The sequence below is a fragment of the Limosilactobacillus sp. genome, from assembly GCF_022482365.1.
GTDB lineage: Bacteria > Bacillota > Bacilli > Lactobacillales > Lactobacillaceae > Limosilactobacillus.
The window spans coordinates 1,684,197-1,700,473 of record NZ_JAKVPE010000001.1; the positions used below are offsets into that span (position 1 = coordinate 1,684,197).

Here is a 16,277-nt window from a genome sequence, read left to right on the forward strand (position 1 = left end):
ATCCATTAAAAACATGCACATTCTCCCCCCCATTGTATAATAAAGTTAATGGGAGCTTGAAAAATCGAGGCGAGGGATAATGTTAACCGTTAAGAATCTGAATATTTACTATGGCCGTAAGCGGGTGATTGAAAACGCCAGCTTTACCGTCCGGCCCGGGGAGATCGTCGGCCTGATCGGTCCCAACGGCGCTGGCAAGTCGACCATCATGAAAACCCTGCTGGGGCTTACCAAGTTTAACGGCTCGGTTGTCTTCAACGACCAGCCGATCACCGAGAACAGCCACCAGGTCCTCCAGCACGTTGGCGCCCTGATCGAAAATCCGGCGCTGTACCCGTTTTTGACCGGTCTGGAGAATCTCGAGCTGTATGCCAAGGACAAACAGGGGATGCACCAGCTGATCACCACGCTGGGGATGGATTCCTACATCGCCAAGCGGGCCGGCGACTATTCGATCGGGATGAAGCAGAAGCTGGGGATCGCCCTGGCCCTGCTCGACCACCCGGACCTGGTCATCCTGGATGAACCGATGAACGGGCTGGACATCGAGTCGACGATCTTGATTCGCCGGATCATCCACGAATACGCCGCCCGTGGCACGGCCTTTCTGATCTCCAGCCACGTGCTGAGTGAATTGCAGAAGGTGATGACGTCAGTGATCATCCTCAATCACCACCGAATCATCATGGACGAACCGATGGCCAAATTCCAACGGACGGACACCAGCAAGTACCAGCTGCTGACGGTCGACATGCCAGCCACCGAACGGCTGTTGGACCAGGCCGGCATTCACTTTGGGCGGCAAGATCCTTACCTGTTGGTCGCCGCCGAGGACATTGATGCCGTCCAACGGGTCCTGGCCGCCCACCAGATTCTGCTGCGGGAACTGGCGCCGCGGCGGCTGAGCTTCGAACAGGTCATTGTCGGCATTCTGCGTGATGAGAAAGCGGGGGATCAGCAATGAGAACTACGCTTGCCCACGAGTTCTATAAACTCATTCACCAGAAGACCACTTGGTTGACGATCCTGGTGTTGCTCGGCTTGATGATCTATGCCTGCATCCCCACGGCCTACATCACTCGGAACCTGGTTGCCCAAGATTTTGGTGCGGGTCAGTGGGCCACCATCATCATGATCGCCATCAGCGCCAATTTCGTGACAATGGAATTTCGTAACAATACGATGCCGACGGTTTTGTATAAGAGCCCCAGCAAGCAGGCCGTCTTCTGGGCCAAGCTGTTGACGCTGCTCGTCGCCAGTGTCGTTCTCCTGCTGGTTGGGCTAGTCTTTGCCCTGATCATCAAGGCAATCCTGGTCGGCAACAGGTTTCCCTGGGGCTCAACTTACCACCAGCACAGCCTGTTTGACGCCCTGCTGCTCAACATGCTCGGCGTTGCCCTCTATCTGCTCTTTACTGTCACCCTGACGCTGCTATTGGTTTCGTGGTTTAAGTCGACCGCGACCGTGATCATCATTGGCTTCTTCATCGGCTTCCTCGGTGCCAGCATTTCGGCGGTCGTCATGCAGGCGATCCCCGGCCTGGCCAGCATCTGGGCCTGGAACCCGCTCAACATGATTAACGTCATTTCCCAGCTGGGGGACGGCACCGTCATCAAGCTCAGCCACCTGACCAACGGCGAACTGATCGCGGGTAATCTGATCTACGCCCTGATTTTCCTCTTGCTGGGCCTGCACGCCTTCAAGAAGCGCCGGATTTAAGGGGGTGGAAACGATGCTTGCTGAATTATACCAAGAGCTCTTTAAGCTTAATCACCGGAAACTGTCCTGGCTGATCATGCTGCTGATGCCGCTCTACATGTTGGTAATTGGTTTTGCGATGGGACGGGTCTACAGCAGCCTGCTGGTCATGTCCTGTTACGACGTCAGTACCGTCATCATGCTGATCCTAATCATCGTCGGCTCCACGATCTTCTCCATGGAGTTTCAAAACGGGACGATTATCAACCTGATGTACCACACCAACAGCCGGGCGACAGTCTTCTTCGCCAAGTTTCTGGCCCTTCTGCTCTACGACGTCTTGCTCCACGTCGTCGCCATGGTCATCACCGTCCTCTTGAACATTGTCCCGCTAATCAACAGCCCAGTTTCCTGGACGGGAATTTACAAGTACCACCAGCCGCTGGTCGTCAACATGTTCATGCACGCCGGGGTCGACATGGTGTCCACTGGTCTAATTGTCAGCCTAATTTGCCTGGTATCGTGCCTGATCAATTCCAACGCCATCGTGATCGCGGTCAACGCCCTGTTCATTTTCATGAGCAGCGGCCTTTCGACCAACCTATTGATGGCCCACGTCGGCCCGTCGAAGATCATTCGCTGGAATCCGTTCAACATGATCAACCTGACCGACCAGTACCACAACTACGCGACCTACCACCTGACCACGATGCTGTCGACCAACCAGCTGCTGGTTGGAACGCTGTGCTACACGGCCCTCTTCACGCTGATCGGCTACCTGATTTTCCGGAAGAAGCATTTCTAAAATAGTAAAAAGCGTTTGCCGCAACCAATTGGCAAACGCTTTTTATTAATCGGTAATTACAATTTTAGTTCCCACCGGCAGGTTCTGTGACATCCACTTGGCGTCTGGGACCGAGAGGCGGATGCAGCCGTGGGAGCCGGTCGACTTCCCCAGCTTTTTGGCTTCCTTGACGTTGTAGCTGCCGTCGCCCTGGGTCGGGACGCTGTGGAAGAGGTACTTGCCATGATCCCGCCAAGAGACGTAGTAATTGGCCCCCTCGTTGAGTGACCGGTTAAAGAAACTGTTGCCCCGTTCACGCTGGGCGTAGAAGGTGCCGGTCGGCGTCATGCTCTTGAGCTTGCCAGTCTGCTTGTCCCTAACGTACATTCCACCCGTGCTGTACATGGTATAGATGAGTTGGTTGCCGTCATACAGGTAAGTACGATTCTTCTTGAGCGACACCTTGATCCAAAAATTCTTGACCTTCGCGAGGTCGGGGTAGGGGACGGTTTCCGATGACTTGCGCCAATCAATCGGGGTCCGCATGTGAGTGCTTGAATCTCTGGTTGAAGAAGTAGTATGATCGGAGCTGGAGCTAGTCTGTGACACCGACTCGCTAATGGCCTGCTTAGCGGTGGCTTCGGTCCGGGCCTGGCGCTGGACATGGTCCCGGTGTAGCTCGGGACCTACGCCGATCAGGGCCACGAGCAGGCAAATGCCGGCGTAGATTAAGTTTTTAGTGGACAGATTCAAAATTGGTACTCTTTTCTCTATATTAATTTTTATTATAAAGGGATTAATCACCAAATCAACAGACAGAGGGATGGAAAAATGAGAAATAATTTGAAGCTTTCGTACCTGACCGCCCTATTTTTCTTCATCGTGGCGGTCATTTGTGCTAATTTTTCATGAGGTGGGGGACAATGTTAAAACGCTGCTGGGATTATATCGTAAGCCACAAGTGGTCCAAGGACATTTTGCGGGCTAATCTTCTCTTCATTGCTCTGGTGATCTGTTACAACCTTTTTCACTTTCACCTCAAGCCAATCAGCTTTCACTTCTTCAACAAGACCTTCTGGCTGATGAACCTCTGCCTGTTCATCAAGCTTTGCTGGGATGCATTTGATCGACTGCAAAAACAGACAAAATAAGGGAACAAGCACCGTCTCAAGATGACGGGGTGGCTTGCTCCCTTATTTTGTACGCGTTATTTAATCAGCTTGAAGACCTGATCCTCATCCAGGTAGTCCTTATCACCGGCCGGGGCCTCGATGGAGCCGAATGGCATTTCCGCCCGGAGCTGCCATTCAGCCGGCAGATCAAAGGCCTGGTGGATGGCGTCATCGATCAGCGGGTTATAGTGCTGGAGACTGGCGCCAATGCCTTGCTCGGCCAGCGCTGTCCAAACCGCCTGCTGGGCACCACCGATTGCCTGTTCCGCCCATGGTGCGAAGTTGGCAGCGTAGGTTGGGAACTTCTTCTCCAGTTCATGGACCGTCGTGGTGTCCGTCAGGTAAAGGATCGTTCCGTAGCCTGCCCGGAAGGTAGCAATCTTCTTCTTGGTTTTCTGAAAGGCGGCCGGGTCGGTCACGATCTTTTGCAGGGCTTCCTCGACAATGTCCCAAACCTTATCGCTGGCCTGGTTGAAGAGAACCACGGCCCGGACCGTTTGGCTGTTGAAGGCTGATGGCGAATTGCGCACCGTTTTCTTTACCAGGTCGTAGATTTCCTCGGGAGTCGCGGTGACTTGATCACCGAGTGCATAAATTGACCGCCGCTTGGCAGCAAGCTCATTGAATTCTGATTTCATGATAAAATTCCTCCTTTGGTCTTTCTACTTACTAATAGTAACTTCATTTCGGAAGGCGGGCAAGACGTGAATTATTTTTCACTAGCCGATCTATGCTAAGATTAATGGAAAAGGAGGCCCTGAAAATGAGCAAAGCAATCGAAAATTGCCCCGTTGACCATACGATGAGGCAAATCGCTGGCAAGTGGAAAGGGGCAATCATTCTGATGCTATTGAACCAGTCCCACTGTCGATTTAATGAGTTAGAAAAGAAGCTACCAAACTGCTCACGCCGGATGCTGGCCCTACAACTTGGCGAACTTGTCCAGGACGGCATCGTTGCCAAGCAGGTCTACTCGACCGTTCCACCGAAAACATCCTACTCCCTGACGGCACGGGGGAAACAGTTGCGGCCGATTATCGAGGGGATGCAGCAGTGGGGTAGCAAGCCTAATCGTGCGCCTTCTTCAGCCGCTGACTAATCACGACCAGCAAAACTAGTGCAACGAGGGCGTAAGCAAAGGAGTTCCAGCCCAGGTTGACCAGGCCATAGCGGCCGAGCACCTTGGCTGCCGTCAGCGAGCTGATCGCGATCCCGACGTTGTAGAAGATTGCGCTGAGCGAAGAGGCGAGCATGATGCCGGCCGGGTGCCGCTCTGTTGCGATATTCAGGAAGTAGAGCTGGACCGGGGCACTGAAGATTGGCACGATCAAACCGAGCAGGAGCAGCATCGCTAGCCCGGTGCCCGCTTTTTGCATGGCCGGGGCAAAGAGAGCCAGCAGGATCAGAATGATGACGTAGCAGACCCGCAGTCGCTGCATCCCGTTGCGCTCGCCGAGTTTTCCGGAGGCGAGGGTGCTGAGGATGTCCATGACCCCTAGCAGGACCAGAATCCAACTCAGCATCCCCGTGCTAAAGCCCAGCGTCTGGCGGATCAGCGGCCGGATGTAGGTGTAGTAGCCGTAGAGGGTCGCCGCCGCGCAGGTGGTGAAAACGATTCCGAGCCAGATGTCCCGGTCACCTAAAAGGGTCAGCTGATTCTTGATGCCGCTGCTCTGCATGGCCAGCTGCCGCGGAACCAGCAGGCTGGTGACCACCATCGCGATCGCGGTGATGATGGCAACCATCACGAAGGCGTCCTGCCAGCGCCAGTAATCGGCGATCAGGGTCCCAATCGGCAGGCCCATGACCGAGGCGACGCTAAAGCCCGAGTACACCAGCGCAGTCATCATCGACTGCTTTTTTTGTGTCGGCGCGATCTCGAACACGATTGCCTGAATCAGGGATTCCAAGACCCCGGCGACCGAGGCGGTGATCATCCGCGAGACCAGGAAACATGGGTAGGTTGGCGAAAAGGCGCTGATGATGGTGCCGACCAAAAAGATGCCCATCAGGACCATCAGGAGCCGGTACTTGTTGAAACGATTGGTGTAGAGGGTGACGACCGGCGTCATGAAGGCGTAGGTCCAGGCGAAGATCGAGATCAGCCCGGCAATCCGGGTCAGCGATTCGTGGTAGGTGTTGGCGATCGGCGTCAGGTTCCCGACGACCATGAATTCGTTGCACCCCAGCATGAAGGCGATCAGCACGAAGGCAGCCGTGATGATGTTGAGCCGGTGATTTGATAGTTGTTTTGGCATAGTATCCTCCCTTCCTGTAAGCGCTTCATCTTCATTGTAACAGACTTGAGAGGAAAAGCATAAAGAGCTAGATCCCGTCAAATTAGGGTTCTAGCTCTTTTTAGAAAATTATGTTATTTCACTGGTGCAATTGCCTGTTTGATCTGCTTAGCGTAGTCAGCCAAGGCCGCCGGGGCATCCGGACCCTGCTCTTCGGTAATCTTGACACAGGCGGAACCGATAATCACCCCGTCCGCAATTTCTGCCATTCCCCGGGCCTGCTCGGGGGTGTGGATCCCAAAGCCGATCGCGGTCGGCACGTCCGTGACCTGGCGGATCCGGGCGACCAGTTCCTTCAGGTGCCGGTCGAATTCGCTCCGTTCGCCGGTGACCCCGAGGGAGGAGACCACGTAGATAAAGCCGGTCGCGCTCTTGGCGATCTTTTCGATTCGGTCCCCGGACGTCGGTGTAATCAGGGGGATGACGTCGACACCGTGGGCATTGGCAATCGGTGCCAGCTCGCCTTGCTCCTCCAGTGGCAGGTCGGGAATCACTAGCCCATTCACTCCCACCTTGGTGCATTCCTCAACGAAGGCTTCGTAGCCGTATTTGAAAACGATGTTGAGGTAGGTTAAGAAGACCAAGGGGACGTCCGTTTGCTTGCGAATGGCCTTCACCATCGCGAAGAGCTTGTCGGTCGTCAGGTCGCCCTTCTTCAGTGCCTGGACGTCCGCGGCCTGGATTACCGGCCCATCGGCAACCGGGTCGGAAAACGGGATTCCCAGCTCGATGATGTCCGCCCCGGCCTGAGCCAGGCTGACGACGTTGTTCACCGTTGCGTCTGCATCCGGATAGTTAGCGACGACGAACGGAATAAAGGCCTTTTGATTCTGAAATGCTTCTTGTAACTTAGTCATTAATATCAACTCCCCGGTACTTGGCAATTGCGGCAACGTCCTTGTCTCCCCGACCTGAAAGGGTGCAGACGATGATCTGATCCTTATCCATCGTCGGCGCCAGCTTTTGAACGTAGGCGACCGCGTGGCAGCTTTCGATCGCCGCGATGATTCCTTCCGTCTTGGCGATGTATTCAAAGGCGTCGACCGCCTCGTCGTCGGTGATGCCGACGTACTGTGCCCGCCCGATCGCGGCCAGGTGGGCGTGCTCTGGTCCGACGCCCGGATAATCAAGACCGGCGGAGATCGAGTAGACCGGTTTGATCTGGCCCATGGCGTTTTGAAGGAAGATCGACTTCATGCCGTGGAAAATGCCCTGGTCGCCCCGTTCGATTGTGGCGGCGGTCAGCTCGGTGTTAACCCCCTTGCCGGCTGCTTCAACCCCAATCAGCTTAACTTCCGGGTCATCGATGAAGTTGGCAAAGCTGCCGATGGCGTTGCTGCCGCCGCCGACACAGGCCACCACCGCATCGGGCAGGCGGCCTTCTACCGTTTTCAGCTGCTGTTTGGCCTCCTGACTAATCACGCTTTGGAAGTCCCGGACCATCAGCGGGTAAGGGTGGGGACCAGTGGCAGAGCCCATGACGTAGAAGGTGTCGTCGACCCGTTTAGTCCAGTCCTGCAGGGCCGCGTTAATCGCATCTTTTAAGACCATTGACCCGGACGTGACGCTGTGAACCTTGGCGCCCAGCAGTTCCATCCGGTAGACGTTCAGCTTTTGCCGGTCGGTGTCCTCCTTGCCCATGAAGATCTCGCATTCCATCCCGAAGAGGGCGGCGATGGTTGCCGTGGCTACCCCGTGCTGGCCGGCCCCAGTTTCCGCGATCAGGCGCTTCTTGCCCATCTTCTTGGCGAGCAGGGCCTGACCGATAACGTTGTTAATCTTGTGGGCCCCGGTATGGTTCAGATCCTCACGCTTAAAGTAGATTTTGGCTCCGCCGAGGTCCTCGGTCATCCGCTTGGCGTAGTAGAGCAGGGATGGCCGGTTGGCGTAGTTGACCAGCAAGTCCTGCAGCTCCCGTTTGAAGTCGGGGTCATTCTTGTAATGGTTGTAGGCCTTCTCCAGGCGCACCAGCTCGTTCATCAGTGTTTCCGGGATGTATTGCCCACCGTATTCGCCATAGCGGCCGGTGGTGTTTTGCGCGTAGTTTAAGCTCTTTTCTGTCATTGTTCTTCCTCCATTGCTCGTACTGTCGTGATAAATTCGGCGATCTTTTGCGGATCCTTTTCTCCGGTTGTTTCAACGCCGGAGCTAACGTCCACGCCATCGGCTTGAGTTGCCTGCAGTGCGCGGCCGACGTTTTCCGGTGTGAGCCCGCCCGCCAGGATCTGGGGCTGCTGGGCCCTTTCAAAAGGTTGCCAGTCGAGGCGGGTTGCCGTGCCGGCGCCACCGTCGTACATGATCAAGTCGGCGGTGGTGGGGTGGCTATCGGCAATTTGGTGACGGACCTGGATCACCTTGGCACCCGCCGCCTGCAACCTTTTTACTAAGTTCTCGTCCTCATCCCCGTGGAGTTGAACGTGGGAGATGACTCCGGCTTGTACCAGCTCCAGCATGTTATCAAATTCGGCGTTGACGAAGACGCCGACCGTTTGGATCGCCGGGTCCAGAAGCTGGCGAAGCTCCAGTGCCCGCTCGAAGCTGACCTGGCGCCGGCTGGGGGCGAAGACGAAGCCGACAAAATCGGGTTGGTATTGGTTCAGCACCGTGACCGTTGCCGGGTCCTGGATGCCACAGATCTTAATCAGGGTCATCAGCTCTCCCCCTTTAACTCCTTGACCTTAGCGACTTTATTTTTCGCCCGCATCAGGGTTTCCCCGATCAGGACGCCGTTAACCCCGGCAGCCTTCAAGAGCTGAATGTCCGCCGCGCTCTTAATGCCGCTTTCCGCGATGAAGATCTTGTCGGCGGGAACGGCCTCCCGGAGGCGCAGGCAGTTGTCCGGCGCGACCGTGAAGTCCTTTAGGTTCCGGTTGTTGACGCCGATCATTTGGGCGCCGGCCTCTAAAGCAACCTTGACTTCATCGGCATCGTGGGCTTCGACCAGAGCGGCCAGTCCCAACTGGTGGGCGAGCTTTAGGTAGTCGGCCACCTGCTGGGGGGTCAGAATTGCCACGATCAGCAGGATAATTCTGGCGCCAGCGGCCCGGGCCTGGTAGATCATGTAATCATCAATGATGAAGTCCTTCCTTAGTACCGGCACCGAAACTTCACGGGTGATGTCTTCCAAATAGGCGAGGCCTCCGCGGAAAAAGTCGGGTTCGGTTAAGACGGAGATGGCGGTTACGCCGGCCTGGGCGTATTCTTTAGCAATCTTTTGGTAGTCAAAGTCTGGAGCAATCAGGCCCTTTGATGGTGAAGCCTTCTTGACCTCGCCGATGATGTGAACGCCGTCGTCGCGGAAAAGCTGGTAGACGGCATTGGCGTCCGGTCGTGGCGTTGCCAGGGCCCGCTTTTTCATCTCCGCGCGGTCAGTTTTGGCAAGGGCGGCCGCCAGTCGCGTCCGGCGCTTGGCAACAATTTCGTCGAGGATCATTTAGTCCACCGCCTTCGTTGCGGCAATCACCTCGTCCAGCTTCTTGGCCGCGGCACCGGAGTCGATCAGCCTAGCGGCCTGGTTGACCCCGCCCTGGATGCCCAGCTCTGGGTAGGCGGTGTAGATTGCTAGTCCGGCGTTTAGGAGAACGACATCGCGCTTAGCACCGTGCTTGCCGGACAAGACGTCGCGGGTGATCTGGGCGTTTGCGGCGGGCTCGCCACCGACAATTTCTTCGTGCGGTGCGCGGGTCAGTCCGTAGTCTTCCGGCTTGATCACGTACTGCTTGATCTCACCGTTGCGCAGCTCCGCAACCTGGGTTGGCGCCGAGATGGAGGCTTCGTCCAGCCCGTCTTCACCATGGATTACCAGGGCGTCGGTGATTCCCAGCCGGTCCAGCACCTGGGCCATTGGGACGAGCAGGTCGGCACTGTAGACGCCTAGTACTTGCTTCTTGGCATGGGCCGGATTGGTGAGGGGCCCGAGAACGTTGAAGATGGTGCGGATGCCGAGCTCCTTGCGAACGGGCCCGACGAAGCGCATGGCCTGGTGGTATTCCTGGGCGAAGAGGAAGGCAAAGCCGGTCTTCTTGAAGATGGCTTCGTTTTGCTCAACCGGAATGTTCAGTCGCACGCCCAGCGCTTCCAGTACATCGGCAGCCCCGCTCTTGGAGGAGGCGGCCCGGTTGCCGTGCTTGGCAACGGGGATGCCCGCGGCGGCGATGACGAAGGCGGAGGTGGTGGAGATGTTGAAGGAGTTGGACCCGTCGCCACCGGTGCCGACGATTTCCAGTGCGTCGTCGCTGGCGTTGAACGGCAGGGCGTGACTGCGCATGGAGGAGGCGGCGCCGGCAATTTCATCGGCGGTTTCGCCCTTCATTGCCAGTGCGGTCAGGAAGGCGGCTTTTTGGACCTCGCTGGCCTGGTTTTCCATGATTTCGTTGGTGACCTGGTTGGCCTCCTCAAAGCTCAGGTTTTCGCGGTTAGTTAATTTTTTAATTGCTGCATCAATCATTGTGGTTTCCTCCTGTCATTTGTAAGTAGTTTTTGATGATTTGCTGGCCGACTTTTTGATCGGTCATTATTGATTCGGGGTGAAATTGGACGCCGTAGACTTTCTGCTCAGGATCCTCGACTGCTTGGATCGTTCCATCGGTGGCCGTGGCCGTTACCTTGAGCTGGCTCGGAAGCGTTGCCGGATCGATCACCAGTGAGTGGTAACGAGCGGCGGTGAACCGGAGCGGGCAGGCAGCAAAGAGTTCGCTAGCCGTATGCTGGCTGATCGTGTCGGTCTTGCCGTGCATCAGTTCCGGCGCGTGGATGATCCTGGCCCCGTAGGCTTCGCCGATTGCTTGGTGCCCGAGGCAGACGCCCAGGATGGGGATTTGCCCCAGAAAATGTTTCAGGATGGCCAGGGTATTGCCGGCATCTTGCGGCTGGCCGGGCCCGGGTGAAAGGATGATGCCATCAGGGTTCCGAGCCGCCAGCTCGTCAGCTGTGACCTGGTCGTTTTTGAGAACCTTCACCGGCTGGGGGCTGAGGGTGCCAATTAGTTGGTAGAGGTTGTAGGTAAAGCTATCGTAGTTATCAATTAAGTACAGCATCTTCAACCCTCCGATCCGCCTGCAGCAGTGCGTTCTTGATGCCGCTGGCCTTGTTGTTGAATTCCTGGTATTCGCGCTTGGGGATGCTGTCGGCGACGATTCCCGCACCGGAATGAATGACGACTTGGTCACCCTTCCGGTAGGCGAGGCGAATACCGATGCAGAAGTCGAGGTCGCCGTCGAAATCAAAGTAGCCGAGGCAGCCACCGTAGACGCCGCGCTTGCGACCCTCCAGCCGGTTAATGATCTGCATTGCCGAGACTTTGGGTGCCCCCGAGAGGGTACCGGCGGGCAGGACGGAGTTGATGATGTCGATCCCGTTTAATTGGGGTGCGACCGTGCTCTCAACCGTTGAACCAAGGTGCATGACGTTTGAAAACTTGAGCAGGGCTCGTTCCTTGGTCACGTGAACGGTGCCAAATGTGCTGACCCGGCCCAGGTCGTTGCGTCCTAGATCGATCAGCATGTTATGCTCGGCGACCTCCTTGGCGCTGGACTGGAGCTCACGGGCGAAGCGGTCATCTTCGGCCTTCGTCTTGCCCCGGCGCCGGGTGCCCGCCAGCGGGTAGGTGTAGAGGCTTTCCTGGCGCTTCGTAATCAGCGTCTCCGGTGAAGCCCCGAGGATTTCAAAGTCGCCGTCGTGGAAGTAGAACTGGTAGGGCGAGGGGTTGGCTTGGAAGACGGTAGTGGCCGCTCCCAGTAGGCTGCCGGTCATGTGAGCAATCTGTGGGTTGGAGAGGATCACCTGGAAGATGTCACCGTCGACAATGTGGCGCTGGGCGGTTGCAACCTTCTCGACGAACTGGTCGAGAGTGAACTGCATTTGAAAGTCGCCCAGCAGCTTGAACGGTTCCTCTCCTTTGCGGGTTAGCTGAAGTAGCTGCTCCTTCATTTTCGCCAGTTTGGCAAGCGTGTCCTGGTAGGAGGAGGTAAATTCCTCTTTTGTCAGGACCTGACTGAGGGTGATCTCCTTGGTGCGGTGATTGAAGGCGATCACGGACTTAACCAGCAACAGTTCGGCGTCGTCCAGCTTCAGATCATCTCGGAGGGGAACATCCAGCTGGGGCGTGACGTACTTGGCATAGTCGTAGGCAAAGTAGCCAGCCAGGCCGCCAGTGAAGGGTGGCAGGCCGGGAAGCCGCGGCGTGCGGTACTGGTTCAGCAGGGTGGTTGCAAGGGTTGCAAAGCCACCGTTTTGAGAGTGTTGCTCGTGAGTCTGCAGGTCGGTGACCGTCAGCTGGTGATCACGGTAACGAAATGATTTTTCGGGGTTCAGGCAGATGAATGAGTAGCCGTCCTCCTTTTCCTTGGGCTTTCCTGTTAAGAGAAATGCCGGGGAGTCGGGATGATTGAGGGCCCGGAAGACTTCGCGGGGGTTGAACGTGGCGTCCTGGTACGTAAGCGTCACGGGAACGGCGGGGAAGTCAGCGAGGTATTGACTGAGTTCTTCTTTCATTGTTTCGCGTCCTTTCTAAGGGGGTACAAAAAAATCCGCCCATAACATTTGCATGATCATGCAAAGTTAAGGACGGATTAATTCCGCGGTGCCACCTTAGTTCGGCTATGGTAAAAAAGTATCCACTTATCCTAATAGACACTTACATAACCGCTCCTCAGCAGAGTACGTATTCATACTCCTAGCAACTGACGTATGCTTGTACGTTTTCCCATACTTGTCAGGGACTTTCAGGGAAACCCTCGGTGGTCCATTTAGCTGCCTGCGTTCGATTACACTCTCACCACGGTAACTCTCTGTGCGTGCACAACAGCCTTGATCTCCACCTCATTGGTTTGTATGGACGAATTATTAAGTTGTCACCATCGTAAAGGAGAGCAGATTAAAAGTCAAGGAGTTTTTTAATCTTTTTTTAATTTTACGATTAATTCAGATTTGTTAAGGCCGTTGATTTTACTTTCCACAGTACACTGCTTAAAAAAAGAATAAATGAGAGAAGACTTAAGTAAAGTAAAAGGAAACACCTCTTTGATAAATGAAAAATCAAATCACCTATGTGCAAACGGTTGCATTGAAATTTATTCGGCAGTAATATGAAAGCGTAATCATTTTATAATTATTCATTTATCATTGGAGGCGCAATTATATGAGTGGGAAAAAAGTAAAAAAACAACTACCAACTCTCGCTTTCTCGGTATTGATGCTAATGACGTTTGGGAACCTGGGGACCTCGATGGCCTTTGCTCTGCAGAGTGCCAACATGGGGCGGATCTTCCAAACCCTGGGTGCTGACCCAACCAAGTTAGGCTGGTTCTTCATTCTGCCACCGCTGGCGGGGATGGTTGTTCAGCCGTTAGTGGGTTACTTCTCCGACCGGACCTGGATCCCAAAGATTGGGCGGCGGCTGCCGTATCTGATCTTGGGGACCATCGTGGCCGTCATCGTGATGTGCCTGCTGCCTAATTCCGGTTCTTTCGGTTTTAAAACCTCAACAGCACTGTGGTTTGGTGCCATCGCCATTCTGTTCATGGATCTTTCCTCGAACATGTCGATGCAACCATTCAAGATGATGATTTCCGATATGGTTAACGACGAACAAAAGGACCAGGCATGGTCATGGCAGACGATTTGGGGCAACATTGGTTCCGTTGCTGCGGACCTGTTTCCATTCTTCCTGACCTGGATCGGTGTTAAGAACATCGCCGCTAAGGGTGAACTGCCTGATTCTGTTAAGTGGTCGTTCTACATCGGTGCTGCGATCCTGGTTGTTTCTTCTGCTTTCACGATTTGGAAGGTTGATGAATACGACCCAGAAACTTACGCTAAGTATCACGGTTTAGACCAAAACACCCAAATTAGTGAAAACTTCTTCACGATCGTTAAGCATGCTCCAAAGGTCTTCTGGACCCTAGGGATTGTTGAGTTCTTCTCCTGGACTGGTTTCCAGTACCTGTGGACTTACGGTGCCGGTACGGTTGCCCAAAATATCTGGCACACTACTAACGCATCCAGTGCTGCCTACCAGGCTGCCGGGAATTGGTTTGGTGTTCTGTCCGCCGTTGAAGTCGGCGTGGCCATTATTTACGGTTTAGTTCTACAAAAGCTGAATGATAAGATCCGGAAGCCCGCTTATGCGCTGGGAATGGTTCTAGGTGCCCTTGGTTTCTGGGGACTGTCCGTTGCACCAACTAAGCTGTGGTCATTCATTGCCTTCATCGGAATTGGGATGTGCTGGGTTACGATTAACTCGATTCCATTCACGATCTTAACCAATGCGCTGGATGGAAAGCACGATGGTACTTACATGGGACTATTCAACTGCTGGATTTGCTTCCCACAGATCGTAGCTTCTATCTGCTCATTCGCACTTTACCCAATGCTGGGCAACTACATGCCACATATGCTGGTAGTTTCTGCTGTCTTGGCCCTGATTGGTGCGTTCACGGTCTACGTTGTTAAGGAAACTTCTGTTGAAAAGGGTGACATTGATTAATGAATTTAGCTGCTATTTACCATCGTCCCGAAAGTGAAATGGCCTTTCTCTATGACCCACAGACGATGCACATTCGCTTGCGGACAGCTAAGGGCGATGTCAAAGCTGTTCAGCTGTTGCACGGTGATCCCTACAGCCTGCGCAGTTTGGCCGGGATCGAACCGCCATTCTATACGAAGCCAACGCCGATGAAGAAAATTCTGGCGGATGACTTGTATGATTATTGGCAGATTGCGGTCACCGAACCGAAGAAGCGTTTGGCCTACGCCTTTGATATCACCGGTGTTGACGGAACTCGGGTTATTTATACCGATCGGGGTTACATCCAGCCAAACGATCAAGAAGCATTGGACGAGATGAACACCTATTTCCGGATGCCATTTTTCCAGGAGATCGATATGTTCCATGCTCCAGAATGGGTTAAGAAAACAGTCTGGTACCAAATTTTCCCGGAGCGCTTTGCCAACGGTGACAAGACCAATGACCCGGCTGGCACGAAGCCGTGGAATTCTAGTGACCACCCCGGCCGGCAGGATTTCTACGGTGGTGATTTGCAAGGGGTTCTTGATCATCTTGATCACTTGCAGGAGCTGGGAGTTAATGGAATCTACTTTAACCCGCTCTTTAAGGCACCGTCGAACCATAAGTACGATACTGAGGATTATTACCAGATTGATCCGCACTTCGGTAATGCCGATCTGTTCAAGAAAGTTGTCAAGGAAGCACACAAGAGAGGCATCAAGGTGATGCTCGATGCCGTCTTCAACCACATTGGGGATAAGTCGCCACAATGGCAAGACGTTCTCAAGAATGGTCAAGATTCTAAGTATGCTGGCTGGTTCCACATCAATCAATTCCCGGCAGCCTATACGCCGACTAAGAATTTTGAATTCACACCGGACGCTACCTACGACACCTTCGACTATACGCCACACATGCCAAAATTAAATACTGCTAATCCTGAGGTGCAGGATTACCTGCTCGGGATTGCCAAGTATTGGATCGAAGAGTTCGATATTGATGCCTGGCGCCTGGACGTGGCGAACGAAATTGATCATCACTTCTGGAAGAGATTCCACCAGGAAACGACGGCCCTTAAGCCAGACTTCTATATCCTGGGTGAGATCTGGCACACTTCACAGGCTTGGCTGAACGGGGATGAATTCAGTGGTGTAATGAACTACAGCTACACTGGTGCCATCCTCGACCACTTCGTCAACCACCGACTCGGGGCTGATCAAATGATCGAGCAACTGAGCAATCAGTTGATGAAATACCGCGATCAGACCAATCAGATGATGTTCAACGTCCTCGATTCTCACGATACGGCCCGGATCATGACTCAGGCTCATGATAATCGGGAGTTGGTCAAGCAGACCTTCGCCTTTACCTTCCTGCAGCCGGGGACACCGTCGATTTATTACGGAACTGAATACGGGATGGATGGTGAAAACGATCCGGACTGCCGGAAGCCGATGAACTGGGAGCCGGACACAACGGCCCAACAGATGTTTGCAAGCTTTAAGGACCTGGTTGCCCTGCGCAAAGATTATGCTCATCTGATCGCAGGCGGTGAGATCAGCTTTAAGATTCTGCCAAACGGTCTGATTGAAGTTCGTCGCACGGGTGCGGGGCATGAGCTCACCGGCCTTTTCAACACCACCGGCGCACCGGTTGATGCGGAAATTAAGGGCCAGTTGCTCCTTAGCCAGGGGATCTCGAATAGTCAACTTGCTCAGGATGGCTTCGCAATTACGCTCAACTAAAATTAATTGACTCTCTTTAATACAACAAGCTGAAAAGGCTCGGGAATTTCATCCCGGGTCTTTTTTTACGATAAG

General features: G+C 54.3%; 17 protein-coding genes. 7 read left to right on the plus strand and 10 right to left on the minus strand.

Going from position 1 to position 16,277, the window contains the following annotated elements; genetic code table 11:
• The first annotated feature begins 79 nt into the window (after positions 1 to 79).
• From LKE23_RS07890 to LKE23_RS07900, 3 genes are read left to right on the plus strand one after another with little or no spacing between them, the layout of a single operon-like run.
• The gene (locus LKE23_RS07890; RefSeq protein WP_291976801.1) at positions 80 to 964 is read left to right on the plus strand and encodes an ABC transporter ATP-binding protein; all 885 of its coding nucleotides are present in this window, start codon (positions 80 to 82) and stop codon (positions 962 to 964) included.
• Positions 961 to 1,719 (plus strand): ABC transporter permease, encoded by a 759-nt coding sequence (locus LKE23_RS07895; RefSeq protein ID WP_291976802.1) that lies wholly within the window; start codon positions 961 to 963, stop codon positions 1,717 to 1,719. The genes LKE23_RS07890 and LKE23_RS07895 overlap by 4 nt, the downstream gene beginning before the upstream one ends.
• 13 nt (positions 1,720 to 1,732) lie before the next feature.
• The gene (locus LKE23_RS07900) at positions 1,733 to 2,503 is read left to right on the plus strand and encodes an ABC transporter permease (RefSeq protein WP_291976803.1); all 771 of its coding nucleotides are present in this window, start codon (positions 1,733 to 1,735) and stop codon (positions 2,501 to 2,503) included.
• 45 nt (positions 2,504 to 2,548) lie between these two features.
• On the opposite strand, the gene LKE23_RS07905 is transcribed toward LKE23_RS07900, so the two are convergent.
• Positions 2,549 to 3,091, minus strand: coding sequence for a L,D-transpeptidase (locus LKE23_RS07905; RefSeq protein WP_434737616.1), 543 nt, complete (start codon positions 3,089 to 3,091; stop codon positions 2,549 to 2,551).
• A gap of 314 nt (positions 3,092 to 3,405) precedes the next feature.
• Here LKE23_RS07905 and LKE23_RS07910 point away from each other — a divergent pair, with 314 nt between their 5' ends.
• A complete protein-coding gene (locus tag LKE23_RS07910; protein WP_291976805.1) occupies positions 3,406 to 3,633 on the plus strand; it encodes a hypothetical protein in 228 nt (75 codons plus the stop codon).
• A 56-nt stretch (positions 3,634 to 3,689) separates the two neighbouring features.
• Here the strand turns inward: LKE23_RS07910 and LKE23_RS07915 are convergent, their stop codons facing one another.
• On the minus strand, positions 3,690 to 4,292 hold the full coding sequence (locus LKE23_RS07915) for a nitroreductase family protein (protein ID WP_291976806.1): 603 nt from the start codon (positions 4,290 to 4,292) through the stop codon (positions 3,690 to 3,692).
• A gap of 125 nt (positions 4,293 to 4,417) precedes the next feature.
• Between LKE23_RS07915 and LKE23_RS07920 the strand changes: the two genes are divergently transcribed.
• On the plus strand, positions 4,418 to 4,753 hold the full coding sequence (locus tag LKE23_RS07920; RefSeq protein ID WP_291976807.1) for a winged helix-turn-helix transcriptional regulator: 336 nt from the start codon (positions 4,418 to 4,420) through the stop codon (positions 4,751 to 4,753).
• Here LKE23_RS07920 and LKE23_RS07925 read toward each other — a convergent pair.
• The 8 genes from LKE23_RS07925 to LKE23_RS07960 form a co-directional block, all read right to left on the minus strand.
• Positions 4,722 to 5,912 carry an MFS transporter gene (locus LKE23_RS07925; RefSeq protein ID WP_291976808.1) on the minus strand — a complete coding sequence of 397 codons (1,191 nt, stop codon included), beginning with the start codon at positions 5,910 to 5,912 and terminating at the stop codon, positions 4,722 to 4,724. The two genes, LKE23_RS07920 and LKE23_RS07925, sit on opposite strands and share 32 nt — an antisense overlap.
• Before the next feature lie 113 nt (positions 5,913 to 6,025).
• Positions 6,026 to 6,808, minus strand: a complete 783-nt coding sequence (gene trpA / locus LKE23_RS07930; protein ID WP_291976809.1) for a tryptophan synthase subunit alpha — start codon at positions 6,806 to 6,808, stop codon at positions 6,026 to 6,028.
• The gene (gene trpB / locus LKE23_RS07935) at positions 6,801 to 8,015 is read right to left on the minus strand and encodes a tryptophan synthase subunit beta (protein WP_291976810.1); all 1,215 of its coding nucleotides are present in this window, start codon (positions 8,013 to 8,015) and stop codon (positions 6,801 to 6,803) included. The genes trpA and trpB overlap by 8 nt, the downstream gene beginning before the upstream one ends.
• A complete protein-coding gene (locus LKE23_RS07940; protein WP_291976811.1) occupies positions 8,012 to 8,602 on the minus strand; it encodes a phosphoribosylanthranilate isomerase in 591 nt (196 codons plus the stop codon). The genes trpB and LKE23_RS07940 overlap by 4 nt, the downstream gene beginning before the upstream one ends.
• Complete coding sequence (gene trpC / locus LKE23_RS07945; RefSeq protein ID WP_291976812.1) at positions 8,602 to 9,384, minus strand: indole-3-glycerol phosphate synthase TrpC; 783 nt, start codon at positions 9,382 to 9,384, stop codon at positions 8,602 to 8,604. The genes LKE23_RS07940 and trpC overlap by 1 nt, the downstream gene beginning before the upstream one ends.
• Positions 9,385 to 10,398 carry an anthranilate phosphoribosyltransferase gene (trpD, locus tag LKE23_RS07950; RefSeq protein ID WP_291976813.1) on the minus strand — a complete coding sequence of 338 codons (1,014 nt, stop codon included), beginning with the start codon at positions 10,396 to 10,398 and terminating at the stop codon, positions 9,385 to 9,387. It abuts the gene before it with no gap.
• Positions 10,391 to 10,987, minus strand: coding sequence for an anthranilate synthase component II (locus tag LKE23_RS07955; RefSeq protein WP_291976814.1), 597 nt, complete (start codon positions 10,985 to 10,987; stop codon positions 10,391 to 10,393). The genes trpD and LKE23_RS07955 overlap by 8 nt, the downstream gene beginning before the upstream one ends.
• On the minus strand, positions 10,971 to 12,443 hold the full coding sequence (locus LKE23_RS07960) for an anthranilate synthase component I family protein (RefSeq protein WP_291976815.1): 1,473 nt from the start codon (positions 12,441 to 12,443) through the stop codon (positions 10,971 to 10,973). The genes LKE23_RS07955 and LKE23_RS07960 overlap by 17 nt, the downstream gene beginning before the upstream one ends.
• A gap of 646 nt (positions 12,444 to 13,089) precedes the next feature.
• Between LKE23_RS07960 and LKE23_RS07965 the strand changes: the two genes are divergently transcribed.
• A complete protein-coding gene (locus LKE23_RS07965; protein ID WP_291976816.1) occupies positions 13,090 to 14,436 on the plus strand; it encodes an SLC45 family MFS transporter in 1,347 nt (448 codons plus the stop codon).
• Positions 14,436 to 16,202, plus strand: coding sequence for a glycoside hydrolase family 13 protein (locus LKE23_RS07970; protein WP_291976817.1), 1,767 nt, complete (start codon positions 14,436 to 14,438; stop codon positions 16,200 to 16,202). Before LKE23_RS07965 ends, LKE23_RS07970 begins: the two co-directional genes overlap by 1 nt.
• Positions 16,203 to 16,277 lie beyond the last annotated feature (75 nt).

Coding starts and splice junctions, on each gene's coding strand:
- LKE23_RS07890 (WP_291976801.1), top strand. CDS start 80: ATGTTAACCGTTAAGAATCTGAATATTTACTATGGCCGTAAGCGGGTG.
- LKE23_RS07895 (WP_291976802.1), top strand. CDS start 961: ATGAGAACTACGCTTGCCCACGAGTTCTATAAACTCATTCACCAGAAG.
- LKE23_RS07900 (WP_291976803.1), top strand. CDS start 1,733: ATGCTTGCTGAATTATACCAAGAGCTCTTTAAGCTTAATCACCGGAAA.
- LKE23_RS07910 (WP_291976805.1), top strand. CDS start 3,406: ATGTTAAAACGCTGCTGGGATTATATCGTAAGCCACAAGTGGTCCAAG.
- LKE23_RS07915 (WP_291976806.1), bottom strand. CDS start 4,292: ATGAAATCAGAATTCAATGAGCTTGCTGCCAAGCGGCGGTCAATTTAT.
- LKE23_RS07920 (WP_291976807.1), top strand. CDS start 4,418: ATGAGCAAAGCAATCGAAAATTGCCCCGTTGACCATACGATGAGGCAA.
- LKE23_RS07925 (WP_291976808.1), bottom strand. CDS start 5,912: ATGCCAAAACAACTATCAAATCACCGGCTCAACATCATCACGGCTGCC.
- trpA (WP_291976809.1), bottom strand. CDS start 6,808: ATGACTAAGTTACAAGAAGCATTTCAGAATCAAAAGGCCTTTATTCCG.
- trpB (WP_291976810.1), bottom strand. CDS start 8,015: ATGACAGAAAAGAGCTTAAACTACGCGCAAAACACCACCGGCCGCTAT.
- LKE23_RS07940 (WP_291976811.1), bottom strand. CDS start 8,602: ATGACCCTGATTAAGATCTGTGGCATCCAGGACCCGGCAACGGTCACG.
- trpC (WP_291976812.1), bottom strand. CDS start 9,384: ATGATCCTCGACGAAATTGTTGCCAAGCGCCGGACGCGACTGGCGGCC.
- trpD (WP_291976813.1), bottom strand. CDS start 10,398: ATGATTGATGCAGCAATTAAAAAATTAACTAACCGCGAAAACCTGAGC.
- LKE23_RS07955 (WP_291976814.1), bottom strand. CDS start 10,987: ATGCTGTACTTAATTGATAACTACGATAGCTTTACCTACAACCTCTAC.
- LKE23_RS07960 (WP_291976815.1), bottom strand. CDS start 12,443: ATGAAAGAAGAACTCAGTCAATACCTCGCTGACTTCCCCGCCGTTCCC.
- LKE23_RS07965 (WP_291976816.1), top strand. CDS start 13,090: ATGAGTGGGAAAAAAGTAAAAAAACAACTACCAACTCTCGCTTTCTCG.
- LKE23_RS07970 (WP_291976817.1), top strand. CDS start 14,436: ATGAATTTAGCTGCTATTTACCATCGTCCCGAAAGTGAAATGGCCTTT.